The 13,920-nt window shown below is 62.2% G+C and carries 16 protein-coding genes; 7 read left to right on the top strand and 9 right to left on the bottom strand.

What is annotated here, in order from left to right:
• The first annotated feature begins 254 nt into the window (after positions 1-254).
• Both qatB and qatC read left to right on the top strand, forming a co-directional pair.
• Positions 255-860, top strand: a complete 606-nt coding sequence (gene qatB / locus HU751_RS04200) for a Qat anti-phage system associated protein QatB (protein WP_225933217.1) — start codon at positions 255-257, stop codon at positions 858-860.
• Complete coding sequence (gene qatC / locus HU751_RS04205; RefSeq protein ID WP_186732536.1) at positions 857-2,125, top strand: Qat anti-phage system QueC-like protein QatC; 1,269 nt, start codon at positions 857-859, stop codon at positions 2,123-2,125. Before qatB ends, qatC begins: the two co-directional genes overlap by 4 nt.
• A 45-nt stretch (positions 2,126-2,170) precedes the next feature.
• Here qatC and HU751_RS04210 read toward each other — a convergent pair whose 3' ends face one another.
• Positions 2,171-3,262 (bottom strand): HNH endonuclease, encoded by a 1,092-nt coding sequence (locus HU751_RS04210; protein ID WP_186732535.1) that lies wholly within the window; start codon positions 3,260-3,262, stop codon positions 2,171-2,173.
• A 472-nt stretch (positions 3,263-3,734) separates the two neighbouring features.
• Here HU751_RS04210 and HU751_RS04215 point away from each other — a divergent pair, with 472 nt between their 5' ends.
• Entirely contained in the window at positions 3,735-3,971 is a 237-nt protein-coding gene (locus HU751_RS04215; RefSeq protein WP_028688843.1) for a hypothetical protein, read from the top strand.
• Positions 3,972-4,047: 76 nt separating this feature from the next.
• The gene (locus HU751_RS04220) at positions 4,048-4,356 is read left to right on the top strand and encodes a DUF3077 domain-containing protein (protein ID WP_186732534.1); all 309 of its coding nucleotides are present in this window, start codon (positions 4,048-4,050) and stop codon (positions 4,354-4,356) included.
• Positions 4,357-4,465: 109 nt separating this feature from the next.
• Here HU751_RS04220 and HU751_RS04225 read toward each other — a convergent pair whose 3' ends face one another.
• The gene (locus tag HU751_RS04225; RefSeq protein WP_023629525.1) at positions 4,466-4,855 is read right to left on the bottom strand and encodes a hypothetical protein; all 390 of its coding nucleotides are present in this window, start codon (positions 4,853-4,855) and stop codon (positions 4,466-4,468) included.
• Positions 4,852-5,415 (bottom strand): hypothetical protein, encoded by a 564-nt coding sequence (locus tag HU751_RS04230; RefSeq protein WP_050706185.1) that lies wholly within the window; start codon positions 5,413-5,415, stop codon positions 4,852-4,854. Before HU751_RS04230 ends, HU751_RS04225 begins: the two co-directional genes overlap by 4 nt.
• 303 nt (positions 5,416-5,718) lie before the next feature.
• Between HU751_RS04230 and HU751_RS04235 the strand changes: the two genes are divergently transcribed.
• From HU751_RS04235 to HU751_RS04245, 3 genes are all read left to right on the top strand, one after another.
• Positions 5,719-5,928, top strand: coding sequence for an AbrB/MazE/SpoVT family DNA-binding domain-containing protein (locus tag HU751_RS04235; protein ID WP_062574407.1), 210 nt, complete (start codon positions 5,719-5,721; stop codon positions 5,926-5,928).
• Positions 5,929-5,946: 18 nt separating this feature from the next.
• Complete coding sequence (locus HU751_RS04240) at positions 5,947-6,414, top strand: type II toxin-antitoxin system YhaV family toxin (RefSeq protein WP_225933219.1); 468 nt, start codon at positions 5,947-5,949, stop codon at positions 6,412-6,414.
• A gap of 196 nt (positions 6,415-6,610) precedes the next feature.
• Positions 6,611-6,826 carry a hypothetical protein gene (locus tag HU751_RS04245; RefSeq protein WP_186732532.1) on the top strand — a complete coding sequence of 72 codons (216 nt, stop codon included), beginning with the start codon at positions 6,611-6,613 and terminating at the stop codon, positions 6,824-6,826.
• A 14-nt stretch (positions 6,827-6,840) separates the two neighbouring features.
• Here HU751_RS04245 and HU751_RS04250 read toward each other — a convergent pair whose 3' ends face one another.
• The 6 genes from HU751_RS04250 to HU751_RS04275 form a co-directional block, all read right to left on the bottom strand.
• Positions 6,841-7,785 carry a carbohydrate kinase family protein gene (locus tag HU751_RS04250; RefSeq protein WP_186732531.1) on the bottom strand — a complete coding sequence of 315 codons (945 nt, stop codon included), beginning with the start codon at positions 7,783-7,785 and terminating at the stop codon, positions 6,841-6,843.
• Between the two features lie 41 nt (positions 7,786-7,826).
• Positions 7,827-9,317 carry a xylulokinase gene (gene xylB, locus HU751_RS04255; RefSeq protein ID WP_186732530.1) on the bottom strand — a complete coding sequence of 497 codons (1,491 nt, stop codon included), beginning with the start codon at positions 9,315-9,317 and terminating at the stop codon, positions 7,827-7,829.
• A gap of 16 nt (positions 9,318-9,333) precedes the next feature.
• On the bottom strand, positions 9,334-10,809 hold the full coding sequence (locus HU751_RS04260) for a mannitol dehydrogenase family protein (protein ID WP_186732529.1): 1,476 nt from the start codon (positions 10,807-10,809) through the stop codon (positions 9,334-9,336).
• 10 nt (positions 10,810-10,819) lie between these two features.
• The gene (locus HU751_RS04265; RefSeq protein ID WP_186732528.1) at positions 10,820-11,932 is read right to left on the bottom strand and encodes an ABC transporter ATP-binding protein; all 1,113 of its coding nucleotides are present in this window, start codon (positions 11,930-11,932) and stop codon (positions 10,820-10,822) included.
• Positions 11,933-12,111: 179 nt separating this feature from the next.
• Entirely contained in the window at positions 12,112-12,945 is an 834-nt protein-coding gene (locus HU751_RS04270; RefSeq protein ID WP_011533227.1) for a carbohydrate ABC transporter permease, read from the bottom strand.
• A gap of 10 nt (positions 12,946-12,955) precedes the next feature.
• On the bottom strand, positions 12,956-13,879 hold the full coding sequence (locus HU751_RS04275) for a carbohydrate ABC transporter permease (RefSeq protein ID WP_186732527.1): 924 nt from the start codon (positions 13,877-13,879) through the stop codon (positions 12,956-12,958).
• Between the last annotated feature and the right edge of the window lie 41 nt (positions 13,880-13,920).

Below are 13,920 nucleotides of genomic sequence, written 5' to 3' on the forward strand. Positions count from 1 at the left end.
AGGGTCTACCGTACGTACCACCTTGGACTCCTCCGCTGCCCCCTGTGCCGCCAAAGCCGCCCGAGCCACCGGATGCAGATCCACAAGATGACGGGCCATACGAGCCAGACAAGGACGAGACCGAGGATGGTAGTGACCAAGCCGATGACCCAAGACAGGTACCCCAGGCACCTTCACCCTTAGCACCTCCTGCACGATTCAAGGGGGCGCGGCGGGGGCTCGGTGACTTCGCAAGCAGCGGTAATCGCAATAGCTTGCGCAAGAGCCTGCGGGAATATGTGCGCCATGGATATGGTGGATCAAAAACCACCACGGCTCGCTTTGGAGGCACCGCGTCGATCGCCGGGGTCTTCGGCAGTGCGCTTGAGTCGGTCGCTGATGGCAGCCAGCAAGCCGGCCCCGGTGTACTTGACCGAGTCCTTCTGCAAGGTCGCTCTGCCTCCGAAGTGATGGATGCACTGGTTGAAGCCGTGCGCCCAGTAGACGGTACTCAGGATGCGGAGGCTGAGCGTGCCTCGATCCGTGGCTCGCTATCCGATGTTCTTGTGCGTTACCCAGACGCTGACCTACTCAACCTGTCAGCCGAGCAGCGGACGTTTGCGATTGAGCGTTTCACAGCGATGGACGTCTTCCATCGGTACGAGCTCGATATGTGCAAGACGATCCAGGAAAAAGCGCCTTCAGCATCCGTCGCAATGCGTCGCTTGAAGGAGATCAAGGACTACATCAAAGAATGCGTGAGCGCGTCGTTCCGCAAGATCGCAAACGCCAGAACGCCCTTGACTACTGGGAGGATTTCTCAGGTTGTTACCCAGGCGCTGCAGGACACCTTTGAAGTCTTTGAGGGGTACGTAGAATGAGGTTTGTGTGCGGTCCAGCTGGATTCACGGTGCCGGGTATGGACGGCGCCATGCAAGTGGTGATCTACGGTAAAGCGGAGGATGGGCAGGTCAGCGTTGGTGGCTATGCTCGGGAACTGCTGGATAGGGCCCATTTGGAAATCAGCCCTCAAGCCTGGGACTTTCTGAGTATCGCGCTTTCAGTGGTGGCTGCTGACTTCACTGATCTGAGAGCAAAAAGTGCTGATGCCTGGACTCGCCAGATCAGTCTTGAAATTGCTGTGCTGGATCCGGTGTTTTGGAATGCGCAGGCTCGTGCCTTGGAGGCGGCGTTGCGGTTCCTCACAACGGATCAGTGGACACTGGCTTTTCATCCTGGTGGTTTTGGGCCGCCGGCACAGATGCAGGTACTGCATCCTGTTGAAGATTCGGTGGTGCTGCTCTCTGGTGGTCTAGACAGCTTGATTGGTGCAATTGACCTGGTCGAACAGGGGGTGAAACCCTACGCAGTGAGCCAGATTGTTCGAGGCGATGGTGAGAAGCAGGATCTGTTCGCACAGAGTCTTGGTTTGAACCGGATCGGTCTCAACCACGTGGCCAGGTCGCCCGGGCAGCAAGAGCCGTCCCAGCGCGCGCGCTCGATCGTATTTTTGGCATTTGGCCTAGCCGTAGCGACTTCGCTCGATCGCTACCATCGTGGCGAGACCGTTCCGCTGTATATCTGCGAGAACGGGTTCATCGCCATCAATCCACCGCTGACTATGTCCCGGGTCGGTAGCCTGAGCACTCGCACTGCGCATCCCGAATACTTGGGGCGGCTCCAACAGATTTTTGATGCTGCTGGCATCAATGTTCAGATTCGCAATCCCTATGCCTTGGTCACGAAAGGCGAAATGATGGTGGGCTGCAAAAATCAGGATTTGCTCAAGCAGCATGCTGTGGCATCCACCAGTTGTGGGCGCTTCCAGCGGTTCGGCTATAAACATTGTGGTCGTTGCGTTCCGTGCCAAGTGAGGCGAGCATCGTTCAAGCGCTGGTCAGAGCTCGATGACGATACTTGGTACGTCTACGACAACCTCAATCAAGATGACCTGCAGCACGGGAGATTCGAAGACGTGCGCTCGGTGGGCATGGCGTTGGCAAACGTGGCTCAAAATGGCTTCGAAGAATGGCTTGGCCACAGCCTCTTTTCTCCCTTTATCCATAATCGTCAGGGGTACAGTCAGATGCTCGCGCGAGGGCTGGATGAGCTTGGCGTTTTGCACCGTGATTATCGGCTGATCTAGCCGAGTGACGCGTGCCTCTAGGTACTGGCAGCGTTGTCAATCAACTTAGCCTTCAATTGCATTAAGTCGCTGCTTCAACTGCTCATTAAGTGACACACCATGTACACCTGAGTGAATTTCGCGATGGCAAGATGGGCAGACAGCACCTACGTACCGAGGGTGGTCGAGTCCTCCGTCGGAGAGCCGATTTACATGATGCGGCTCCAGGTATGGGGTTCCATCTTTCTTAAAAAATGGAGCTGGCTTGTCACAGCTTTCACATAAGCCTTTGGCACGCATGAGGACGTAGTGAGAGACCTTCCGGCTGCGCTGGTAAATTTTGCGATGTGCTGATTGGTCTACTGCATTCGTCACCGGCTTACAGGCAGCCAGGGCAGCTATCCGAGCGGCAGCCAATGAATCTGCGAGTTCAACTCCTGTCTCCAATTCAGTTTCGATATTCAGCTCTGGACTGCCCACAGGTACCAATCTGAATACAAGAGCAGTGCGGTCCTCGCCATCAACATCCGGCTGGGTTCGTTCAAAGACGTCGGCGCAGCAGAACTCACCTATGTAGCGATTACCTTTTCCTTTGCCGAGCGACTTGAACAGATGAAGCGCACGACCTGTCTCAGCATGCTCAGCGACAGCTCTGTTGCCACGGTTCAACGTCATAGGCCCACGCTGTCCTTCACCGGTGTAGAGAAACGCACCATTGTCCCAGCGGTCGGCATAGCCGTATTGCTCGCCACTATCGCCTGTAAACAAGAAAATCGCCGGGTGGGTAGCGGATGCCGCTATGCCGCTCTGCCGGCTACCCCCGAATGGTCCGTTGATTTCAGTCACGCGATCGTAAATGGCCCCAGGCTCGAACTGCAGGACTGGTTCTAGACCAGTGCTTTGCAGCTCGATAATGCTAAACCCACGCTTTTCTAAATAGCGGTTTGTGAGGTGTCCGCCAGGGAATTGGCCCACTGCGATACCGGTAGCCAAGGAGACTATTTTCTTTGCTGGGTACGATGTACCCCCTACAGCAATCGCGTAGCGGTGGGCAGGGTTCGTCTCCCAACCATGCCACTCTCGTCTTCCTCTAAAGTCGCGGTCAAATTCCAGCAAAGCCTCGTCAATACGTTCCTTCGATACAGCTTTGATCGCCACGTGCGCTGCCCTTTGTCGCCGATGTTTGTAGGAAATTTCACCATCGTCGCCAAAGTGATCAAACGGTTCAAGAAAAACTGGCAAAGCGCCACTGCGATCGTAGCGTCAGCGCGAGAGTTCGTATGCGTTTCAGGTCCATATTCGTTGTGGCAGCAGGCGTGCCCAGGGTCTACGGAATCGGATTTTCCCTCTTCTCTGTAGTCCGTTTCCGAAACATACTTCTACCCCCTTACAGCCCGTTGCAGCCGCTGCATCACCCATCTAGTCTCGCCAAGTCGCTGCCAATTCAGCGACCGGTTTTGACAGACCGGGAAGATAGTAACGCGCGTGCATGGCCGTCTATGGTGGCTGTACGTGGGGCACTTCGGTGCGCCGGTTTCCTATTTTCCCGGTCTGTCAACCCGCGTACAGCTGCCACCTTTCTGTTTGACAGCAGAGAACGGTAGCTCCATTTGAAAATAGGAGCTCTACCATGCTGAAAATAGTCCCCGATCCACCCTTACACGACAAATACACCACCCACACCCTCGAAGACCTCCTGGTCCAGATCTCCGAATACCTCGTCTGCGCCCTGACCGTCAGCCAGCAGACCGTCCTGCTCCACGCCAAACCCCCAGGCCAGGTTCTGACCCTCGCCGCCATGCACGAAATCGACAGCGCCCGCACCTTGGTGGAAGTGGCGCTGAGCCGCGTGCAATCCCGGCATTGATCTGGCGAGCCTGGGCTCGCACTTGATGTTCACCGATCAGGCCCCGCGCCGTTCGCGGGGCCGCAGGAGGAATGGTATGGATAAGGAATTGCAAATCCCGCGGATCAAGAAGCTCGCCACCACCGGCGTTGGGCATTTCGGCGAAGGCGCGGAGGTGGGTGTGCAAGATCCGCTGTTCCGCGTGGTGGCGGGGCATCCGCTGGACCATGCGGTGGAGCAGGCGACCGTGCTGATGTGTGCGGTGCACAAGATCAGTGATCTGGCGATGGTGGAGACGGATCATCTGCCTACGTTGCTGACGGCGGTGCATTACCTCAGTGGCATGGCCAAGGCGTTGGCCCAGGATGTGAATCATGGGTTGATGGCTGGGCGGGGGGGTGAGTAGGGGGAGGGTATCTGGCTGGGGGCTGGTTGCCTGGGTGGACGCTATCGCGGGGCAAGCCCGCTCCCACGATCCCGCTCCAACAAGTTCACTGCCGCGTTTCGGCTAGCCGCTATGGCGCCAGGTTCACGCCGTTACAGCGGCCCTTGGTGGAGAAATCATTGATCTGCCGCGCCTTGTTCACCGACATCAGAATCGTGCAGCCGCCAGGATGGGCCACGTCGTCCCAGTAGTTGGTATGGACCATCACGTTGCCTTGCATCTCGGCGGTGCTGCCGACCACCTCCTTTTGCACGTAGGTGGTATCGCGGTACCAGCCCAACTGCACCCCAGCGCCACCGGGCAACGGCTCCATGCGCATGGGCGGGCCGAAGAAGTCGATGGCCTGCTTGGCGTCGCGCCCTTGCCATTGGTTGCCCGCCATCAGCTCCGGCAGGGTCGGGATGCAGCCGGCCAGCGCAGGCAGCAACAGGCCAAGGACCAGCAGAGGGCGTGTGCTCATCGTGGGGTGTTCGCCAGCATGTCGTCCAACTCCTGCACCGCTTGGCTGTTGGCCTGGACGCCGATCAACTGGATGAACATGGCCTGGATGGTGGCGACCATCTGCGCCGCCGGCATCTTGCCGATCGACAGCATCTGGTTGCGCGCGCGGTTGTCGGGGGCGCAGACGAAGGCGAAGGTGCGCTGCAGCCAGTAGTCCTTTGGTGCGGCCCAGTCTTTTGCGTTGGTTTTCACATCGCGCACGGCGCCGTCGAAGCGACGTATCGCCCGGGCGCTGTCCAGGCGGATCTGGCGCTGTTTGCATTTGACCTGCACCTCGTAGGCGGCGAGGGTCGGGAAGGCCGGGTCTTCGAACAGCTGCATGACCTGGGCCGATTGCACGCCACCGGGCTTTTGCAGGATGCCGGCGGCATCGGCGACGTAGACCTCGTTGTGCAGGCGTTCGCCTTTGCCGTAGATGATCCAGTAGTCGCCGGAGGCGGGTGCGGCCAGGGCCGGGGTGCTGCAGGTGAGGGCTAGGATGGCCAGCCATTGGCAGAGGGGTGGGAGTTTGTGGCCCATGGAGTCCTTTCCTGGTTTTTGTGATTCAGAAAGGACTATACGAGTGCTGGGTGAGCAGGGTCGATTAGGGCGGTTGTGCTAATGGCTAAAGGCCTGCGGCTTTCAGGTACGGTAAACAGAGCGTCCGTGAATAGGTAGAGCAAGCGCCTGTGCCGATCGAACGGCAATGGGTATGTAGTCCCGTTCTGAAACATGTAACGGTGGGCTTTTCCCTGACTTCCCTCATGCAAATCTGCTGTACCATTCCCTTGGTCAGACCGCACATGCGGCAGCTGTCGCATGGTCCGGATGAAGGAGCAAAACATGTCCAAATCAAGGGTGAAAGTGGCCTTTCTAGCCGCCGAGCGCGAAGCGCAGGAGGCTAAAAAAGCCTTTCTCGAGCTTGTGCACGCTGACATTACCGAGCACCCGGAACGTATCGAGCCCATCCCGGCATCGTTGCTGAATCGCATGGCTCATCTTCGGGCCCGGGCGCAAGTGAATCGCGAGCGTGACGAGCTGCTAGAGGGTTGAGACATGCCGTCAGGGACGATGACGATAGTCAACGACTGGGCGCTGTTTGGCCATCCGCTGTTTCTCGGGCGCTTCGAAGCGTTGATTGCCGAAGCTGAGGTCCTGGCTGCAAAAGACCCGGACGGATTTCATCACCATCCCCATTTCAAGCTTCTGGAAAAGGTCGATACCTCCATCATGAAGCGCGTTCCGGAAGACCCTGGTGCCAGGATCTACCTTCAAGGCAATACGCTTGGCAAGAATTGTCGGCACTGGCGCAGGGTGAAAGCCGGGCTTCCCAATCGCTATCGCCTTTTCTTCCAGTACCGTTGCGACGCACCTAAAAGCATTATCTATGCATGGCTGAACGACGAGGCGACCCTTCGCAAAGATGGCTCTCGAACCGATGTCTATGCGGTTTTCAGGGGTATGCTCAAACATGGTGTGATGCCGGGCACCTTCACCAACCTTCTCGAGGCATCCCGCCCAGTGCCTGAGCATGGCTGAGCAAATCTGTGTCAGGGTTCAGTAATGCGATAGCCGGTAGATAACCCATACGCGGTTGCGATCATTGGCGCTGCCCGTGCGATCCTGCGTGCTGTTTCCATCATCGCGGGTTCTAGCCCGATCTAAGCGTTGCTCCTGCACGGCGAACTAACGCAGTCGCTTCACCGCCGCCGCCACGGCTGCCTTTACGGACGGTATGGTTACCACCACCCGATCCTTCGCCTCCGCACCTGTTATGTCATTGCTGTGCTGCATTCGTGAGCAGCTGCCGCTGAATCATCCAGATCTGGGATTGCTGCTCTATCATTTGCAGCCGATGCTTGCGGCCATAGCCAAGCATGGAAAAAATGCCAACCGGGTTGCTGAATTCCTCGACGAGCTCAAGGGGCAGGGTGCTGCCCCTCTTCGATGAAACCAATCGGCCTCTCAGCTAAAGGGTGCAAGCTCGCGTTCGAACGGTAATACCGGCCCCGATCGTGAACAGGTAATCGCTGCGGCACGGATTGCGTAGCTCAGTACCGCATCGATCATTTCGCGATCGAGCGTTGCCAACGCTGTTGGGTTGTCTTTGCCCAGCCGCGACAGGCAGGCAAGCACCGCCGCCTGGAAAGTATCACCAGCACCCACTGTGTCGCTTACTGGCAACGAGGTATCTGCTGGGCGCTGCCATGAGCCGTGCGCGCAATGCACGCTGGCTCCGTCTGCCCCATGAGTAATGAAAACCAGTCGGCAGCGTTCGTTCAGCCAGCCACGGGCCACGTCACGCGTCTCCCGGCCGGGATAGAGCAGGGCGATATCTTCCTCACTGGCCTTGATCACATGCGCGTGCCCGGCAAACGCTTCCACCTGCCGCCGCCACAACGCCACACCCGGCTGCGGATTGAGCCGCACATTCGGATCAAGGCTGATCAGCCGCCGGTCCCGCTCGCGCTCCACCAGCGCCATCAGTGTATCGGCCACGGGCTGCACCACCAGGGTGTATGAACCCACATGGATGCCCCGCACATGCTCATCCAGCTCCGGCAGATGCGCCAGCGTCACCTGCCGATCCGCACACCCTTCACCGCGAAACTGATACTGCGCCGAGCCATTGGCATCCAGCCCGACCATCGCCAAGGTGGTCGGCGCCTCGCTGGTCACCACATAGCGGCAGTCCACCCGTTCCTCATCCAGCACCCGGCGTAGCCGGGCACCGAGGTAGTCGCTGGACAACCCGCCGAACAACGCCGATTCCACGCCCAGTCGGCGCAGGCCGACGGCCACGTTGAACGGCGACCCGCCGGCAATCGCGGTAAACCCCAGCTCGCTGTTGCGGTTGCTGTTTTCCAGGCTGAAGACATCGAACAGGGCCTCGCCACACACCAGGTACATGCAGTTCTCCAGAACAAAAGACAAGGGAAGGATACCCGCACTCAGCGCGCAGGCAGTTGCTCCCGATAGCGTTGATAGGCGACCTGGTACTCGGCCTGTTGCGCCGGGCGGGGCAGGGTTCGGGTGCTTTCGTCGAGGGCGACGCAGCGTTGGCACAGGGTTTCGAGGCTGTCGTCCTGGCCCAGTTGGCGACCGAGGCTCCAGGCGGCCTGGATCGCAGCGCCCAGGGCGGCGGCTTCGGTTTGTTGGGGGCACACTACCGGCAGGCCGAGCAGGTCGGCCAGTGTCTGGCGCCACAGCGGGCTTTTCGCCGCGCCGCCGACCAGGCGGATTTCGCTGCCTTGCAGGCCGCTGGTACGTAGCAGGTCGAGGCCGTAGCGCAGGCTGAAGCAGGTGCCTTCGAGCACGGCGCGGCAGAGGTTGGCGCGGGTCAGGTTGGCGCTGGTCATGCCGCGCAGGCTGGCCGTGGCTTCGGGCAGCGCGGGCACGCGTTCGCCGTCGAAGAATGGCAGCATCAACAGGCCATCGGCGCCGATCGGGGCTTGGGCGGCGAGGGCAGTGAAACGGTCGAGGTCGAGCTCCAGCAGGTCGCGCACCAGGGCGCAGGCGCTGGTGAGGTTCATGGTGCAGATCAAGGGCAGCCAGCCGCCGCTGGAGGCGCAGAAGGTCGCCACTTCGCCCTGGGCGCTGACGTGGGGCTGGTCGGCGTGGGCGGCCAGGGTGCCGGAGGTGCCGAGGCTCAGGGTGATCATGCCGGGGGCGATATTGCCGGTGCCGATGGCGCCGAGCATGTTGTCGCCGCCGCCCGTGGCCACCCAGGTCTGCGGGCTCAGGCCGAGGGCAGTGGCGGTCTGTTCGCGCAGGGTGCCGGTGCAATCGCCGGATTCGACCAGCTCAGGTAGTGCAGCCAAAAGACGCTCGCCCGGCTCGATGTGCTGAAGGACATCGGGCGCCCAGGTTCGTCGGCGCACGTCGTAGTAGCCGGTGCCGGAGGCGTCGCCGGGCTCCGTGCAGACGCGACCGGTCAGCCAGTAATTCAGGTAATCGTGGGGCAGCAGGATATGGGCGAGGCGGGTGAACAGCTCGGGATGATGGCGCTTGGTCCATAGCAGCTTGGACAGGGTATAGCCCGGCGCGATCACCAGCCCGAGGCGTTCGAGCGAGCCTCGGGCGCCGCCGAGGGCATCGAGCAGTGCCTGGTTCTCGGGCGCGCTCTCGGTGTCGCACCAGAGCTTGGCCGGGCGCAGCACCTGGCCCTGGGCGTCGAGCATCACCAGGCCGTGTTGCTGGCCGGACACTGCCAGTGCGCGGATCGCGTGGCCATCCACACCGGCTTCACGCAAGGCAGCGGCCACCGCCGCACGCAGGGCGTCCAACCAGTCGGCGGGGGCCTGCTCGCGCCGGCCGTCACGGCCTTGGGGCGGCGCGTGGGCGGCGCTGCCCAGGCCGAGCACCTGGCCGCTGCCGGCGTCCAGCACCAGGGCCTTGGTGCCCTGGGTGCCGCAGTCGATGCCGAGGAACAATCCGTCCATTTCGAAACACTCCGTGTCAGTCGCCGAGGACCTGGCGCAGGGTTTCACTCACGCCGACTTCGCGCAAGCTGTCGTACAGGCGCTCGAAGGCGCTGACGAACGCCTTGGACGCGGGGATGGCGCTGCCGAAGATCGCCTCGTCGCCCAGCACCCGGGCGGCCAGGCCGTCGCGCTGCACCACCCGGGCTTGGCAATCGGCGGCGCGGGGGTCGGGGATGCTGTAGCGGTTGCCGTGCTCGTCTTCGCCGCGCAGGTACAGGGCCCAGGCGGCGACCACCAGGGCCACGCGCTCCAGCGGCTTGCCGTCGGCGATCAGGCGGTTGGCGGTGGGCACGATGAACTTGGGAAACTTCGACGAGCCGTCGGAGCACACGCGCTCCAGCTGGTCGGCGATGGCGCGGTTGGCGAAGCGTTCGCTGAGGCTTTGCTTGTAGCGCTCAAGATCAATGCCGGGTACTGGGGCCAGTTGCGGGGTCACGTCCTGGTCCATGAAGGTGTGCATGTAGCGGCGCAGCAGCGGGTCGGCGAGGGTTTCGTGGACGAAGCGGTAGCCTTGCAGAAAGCCCAGGTAGGTAAGGGCCAGGTGGCTGCCGTTGAGCAGTTTGATCTTCATTTCTTCATAGGGGGTGACGTCGCGGGTGAACTGCACCCCGACCTTTTCCCAGGCCGGGCGCCCGGCGACGAAGGTGTCTTCCACCACCCATTGCAAAAACGGCTCGCACACCACCGGCCAGGCATCGTCGACGCCGTGGCGCTCGCGCAGTTGCTGGCGGTGGGCGGGGCTGGTCATTGGGGTGATGCGGTCGACCATGGCGTTGGGGAAGCTGACGTGGCTGGCGATCCAGTCGGCCAGGTCGGGGTCGAGGCGCTGGGCGAAGGCCAGCAGGGCTTTGCGGGCGACGTCGCCGTTGTGCGGGAGGTTGTCGCAGGACATCACGGTGAACGGACCGGTGCCGGCAGCGCGGCGGCGGCGCAGGGCTTCGCAGAGGTAGCCGAACACGCTTTGCGGGGATTGCGGGTTGGCCAAGTCGTGCTGGATTTGTGGCAGATCGGCGCGGAACTCGCCGGTGCTGTCGTCAATGCAGTAGCCGCCTTCGGTGATGGTCAGCGAGACGATGCGGATATTGGGTTCGGCCAGTTTGGTCAGCAGCGGTTCGGCGCCGTCCTCGGCCAGCAGCATGCCGTTGATGGCGGCGATCACGCGTACCTTGGTGTCGGGCTGGTCGCCCAGTTCGAACAGGGTGTAGAGGTGGTCCTGGCCGGCCAGGGCGTCGCGCATGGCGCGGTCTTCGCTGCGCAAGCCGACGCCGCAGATGGCCCAGTCGAGGCCTTCGCCGCAGTTCATCAAGGCGTCGGTGTAGGCGGCCTGGTGGGCGCGGTGGAAGCCGCCGACGCCGATGTGGACGATGCCCTGGCGTAGCTGGGCGCGGTCGTAGCTGGGGCGGGCGACGGTGGGCGGCAGTTGGCCGAGGTTGTGCTGGTTCAGTTTCATCCTGGAGTCCTTAGGCCGCTTGTTGCAGGCGTTTGTCGAGGGCCTGGCCGTTGCTGTCGAACAGGTGGCAATGGGCGGGATCGAAGGTCAGTTCCAGCGCCTCGCCAAAGGCTGGTGCGAAGTCCCCGCGCACTCGCACGGTGAGCATTTCCCCGGAGGCGGCGCGCATATGGCAGTAACTGTCGCTGCCCAGTCGCTCGCTGACATCGGCAGTCACCTGCAGCGAGCCCTGGGTACCTTGCCCGGCGCGGTCGATGTTCAGGTGCTCAGGACGAATCCCCAGCGTCACCTGGCTACCGGTATGCAGTTCCCCCGCGCACAACGGCAGGGCGATACGGGCGCCGCACTCCAGCGCCACTTCGCACTGGTTGCCCTGGTTGCGGCTCAGGTGACCACGCAGGAAGCCCATCTTCGGCGTCCCCAGAAACCCCGCGACAAACAGGTTGGCCGGATGGTGATACAGCTCCAGCGGCGAACCGACCTGCTCGATGCGCCCGCCGTTGAGCACCACCACCTTGTCGGCCAGGGTCATTGCCTCGACCTGGTCGTGGGTCACGTAGATCATGGTCGCGGCCAGTTCCTGGTGCAGCCGCGCCAGTTCCAGGCGCATCTGCACGCGCAGGGCGGCGTCGAGGTTGGACAGTGGCTCGTCGAACAGGAAGATCTTCGGATTGCGCACGATCGCCCGGCCGATCGCCACCCGCTGGCGCTGGCCGCCGGAGAGCTGGCGCGGCTTGCGTTCGAGCAGTGGTTGCAGCTCGAGGATGCGCGCGGCGTTGTCGACCTTGGCGCTGACTTCCTGCTTGCCGACGCCGGCCAGGTCCAGGGCGAAGGACAGGTTCTTGCGCACGGTCATGTGCGGGTACAGGGCGTAGGTCTGGAACACCATGGCCAGGTCGCGCTTGGCCGGGGCGGTGTCGGTGATGTCCGCGCCGTCGAGGGTGATGCTGCCGCTGCTGACCTCCTCAAGGCCGGCGATCAGGCGCAGCAGGGTGGACTTGCCGCAGCCGGAGGGGCCGACGAACACCACGAACTCGCGGTCGCGCACGTCCAGGTCGATGCCCTTGATGATGGCGTGGCCATCGAAGCCTTTGTGCAGGTTGCGGATTTTCAGGTCAGCCATGGGGGTGTCCTTCAGGGGAATGGGGTAAGGCCTTTGGGCATGTGTGAAGGCTGCTGATGCCGGGACCGCTTCGCGGTCCTTTCGCGGCGCAAGGCCGCTCCTACAGGAGATCGCGCGCCCCTGTTGTAGGAGCGGCCTTGTGCCGCGAAAGGGCTGCAAAGCAGCCCCAGATAGCGGGATCATTTGACTGCCCCAAACGAAAGCCCACGCACCAGCTGCTTCTGGCTGATCCAGCCAAAGATCAGGATCGGCGCGCAGGCCAAGGTCGAGACGGCCGAGAGCTTGGCCCAGAACAGCCCTTCAGGGCTCGAATAGGAAGCCACCAACGCGGTCAGCGGCGCGGCGGCGGACGAGGTCAGGTTCAGCGACCAGAACGCCTCGTTCCAGCACAGGATCAGCGACAGCAGCAAGGTCGAGGCCAGCCCGCCACGGGCGATCGGCAGCAGCACGCGGACGATCTCCTGCCAGGTGCCGGCGCCGTCCAGTCGCGCGGCTTCGAGGATGTCCACGGGGATGTCCTTGAAGTAGGTGTACACCATCCACACCACGATCGGCAGGTTGATCAGGGTGTAGACGATGATCAGCGCCAGGCGCGAATCCAGCAGGCCGAACTGCTTGGCCAGCAGGTAGATCGGCATCAAGACGCCCACCGGCGGCAACATCTTGGTCGACAGCATCCACAGCAGCGTGCGCTTGGTGTGACGGGTCTCGAAGAAGGCCATCGAATACGCCGCTGGTACCGCGATCAGCATGCACAGCAGGGTCGCCGAGAACGAAATCAGCACCGAGTTCCAGGCGTAGGCGAAGTAGTCGCTGCGCTCGTTGATGTGCAGGTAGTTCTCCAGCGTCGGCGCGAAGATGAACTGCGGCGGCGTGGCGAAGGCGTCCAGCTCGGTCTTGAAGCTGGTCAGCAGCATCCAGAAAATCGGGAAGAAGATCACCAGGGCGATGGCCCAGCACAGCAGGCCGAGCAGCGCGTTCTTCAGGGTGCGGGTTTGCTTGAGTGTCAGCATGGCGGGCTCCTCAGCTGCGCGCGGTGAGGTTCTTGCCGATCATGCGGACCAGCACGACGGCGGCGATATTGGCGATCAGCACGGCGATCAGGCCACCGGCCGAGGCCATGCCGACGTCGAACTGCAGCAGCGCCTGGTTGTAGATCAGGTAGGCGAGGTTGGTGGACTCGTAACCCGGACCGCCGCTGGTGGTGGTGAAGATCTCGGCGAACACCGACAGCAAAAAGATCGTCTCGATCATCACCACCACGGCGATTGGCCGGGCCAGGTGCGGCAGGGTCAGGTGCCAGAAGATCGCCAAGGGGCCTGCGCCATCCAGGCGGGCGGCTTCCTTCTGTTCCTGGTCCAGCGACTGCATGGCGGTCATCAAGATCAGGATGGCGAACGGCAGCCACTGCCACGACACGATCAGGATGATCGACAGCAGCGGGTAGTGCGCCAGCCAGTCCACGGGTTGTGCGCCGAACAGGCGCCACACGGCGGCGAGGATGCCCGACACCGGGTGGAAGATCAGGTTCTTCCACAGCAGCGCGCTGACCGTGGGCATGATGAAGAACGGCGAGATCAGCAGCACCCGCACCACGCCGCGGCCCCAGAACTCGCCGGCCTCCAGCAGCGCGGCGATCAGCACGCCGAGCACCACGCTGATCGCCAGCACGCTGCCGACCAGGGTCAGGGTATTGAGGGCGCCGGGCATGAAGCCGGCGTCGGTGACGAAGAAGGCGAAGTTCTCAAGGCCCACGAACTGGTTTTCACCGGGGTACAGCAGGTTGTAGCGGATCAGCGAGAAATACAGGGTCATGCCCAGGGGCACGATCATCCACAACAGCAGCAGCGCCACCGAAGGGCTGACCAGGAACCAGCCGGGGCCGACGCGGCGTTTGCCGGGGCGCGCGGTGGCGAGGCTCGGGGTGTCGAGGGCCGATGTGTTCATGGCGACTCCGTGTGCATCGGAAAGGGGCGGTCACCGCGCCG

Origin of the sequence: Pseudomonas peradeniyensis (assembly GCF_014268935.2) — a bacterium.
In the GTDB taxonomy this organism is placed as follows: domain Bacteria; phylum Pseudomonadota; class Gammaproteobacteria; order Pseudomonadales; family Pseudomonadaceae; genus Aquipseudomonas; species Aquipseudomonas peradeniyensis.

Bases quoted from the DNA above. Each gene is read 5' to 3' on its own strand.
- qatC (WP_186732536.1), top strand. From the start codon at position 857: ATGAGGTTTGTGTGCGGTCCAGCTGGATTCACGGTGCCGGGTATGGAC.
- HU751_RS04215 (WP_028688843.1), top strand. From the start codon at position 3,735: ATGCTGAAAATAGTCCCCGATCCACCCTTACACGACAAATACACCACC.
- HU751_RS04220 (WP_186732534.1), top strand. From the start codon at position 4,048: ATGGATAAGGAATTGCAAATCCCGCGGATCAAGAAGCTCGCCACCACC.
- HU751_RS04225 (WP_023629525.1), bottom strand. From the start codon at position 4,855: ATGAGCACACGCCCTCTGCTGGTCCTTGGCCTGTTGCTGCCTGCGCTG.
- HU751_RS04230 (WP_050706185.1), bottom strand. From the start codon at position 5,415: ATGGGCCACAAACTCCCACCCCTCTGCCAATGGCTGGCCATCCTAGCC.
- HU751_RS04235 (WP_062574407.1), top strand. From the start codon at position 5,719: ATGTCCAAATCAAGGGTGAAAGTGGCCTTTCTAGCCGCCGAGCGCGAA.
- HU751_RS04240 (WP_225933219.1), top strand. From the start codon at position 5,947: ATGACGATAGTCAACGACTGGGCGCTGTTTGGCCATCCGCTGTTTCTC.
- HU751_RS04245 (WP_186732532.1), top strand. From the start codon at position 6,611: ATGGTTACCACCACCCGATCCTTCGCCTCCGCACCTGTTATGTCATTG.
- HU751_RS04250 (WP_186732531.1), bottom strand. From the start codon at position 7,785: ATGTACCTGGTGTGTGGCGAGGCCCTGTTCGATGTCTTCAGCCTGGAA.
- xylB (WP_186732530.1), bottom strand. From the start codon at position 9,317: ATGGACGGATTGTTCCTCGGCATCGACTGCGGCACCCAGGGCACCAAG.
- HU751_RS04260 (WP_186732529.1), bottom strand. From the start codon at position 10,809: ATGAAACTGAACCAGCACAACCTCGGCCAACTGCCGCCCACCGTCGCC.
- HU751_RS04265 (WP_186732528.1), bottom strand. From the start codon at position 11,932: ATGGCTGACCTGAAAATCCGCAACCTGCACAAAGGCTTCGATGGCCAC.
- HU751_RS04270 (WP_011533227.1), bottom strand. From the start codon at position 12,945: ATGCTGACACTCAAGCAAACCCGCACCCTGAAGAACGCGCTGCTCGGC.
- HU751_RS04275 (WP_186732527.1), bottom strand. From the start codon at position 13,879: ATGAACACATCGGCCCTCGACACCCCGAGCCTCGCCACCGCGCGCCCC.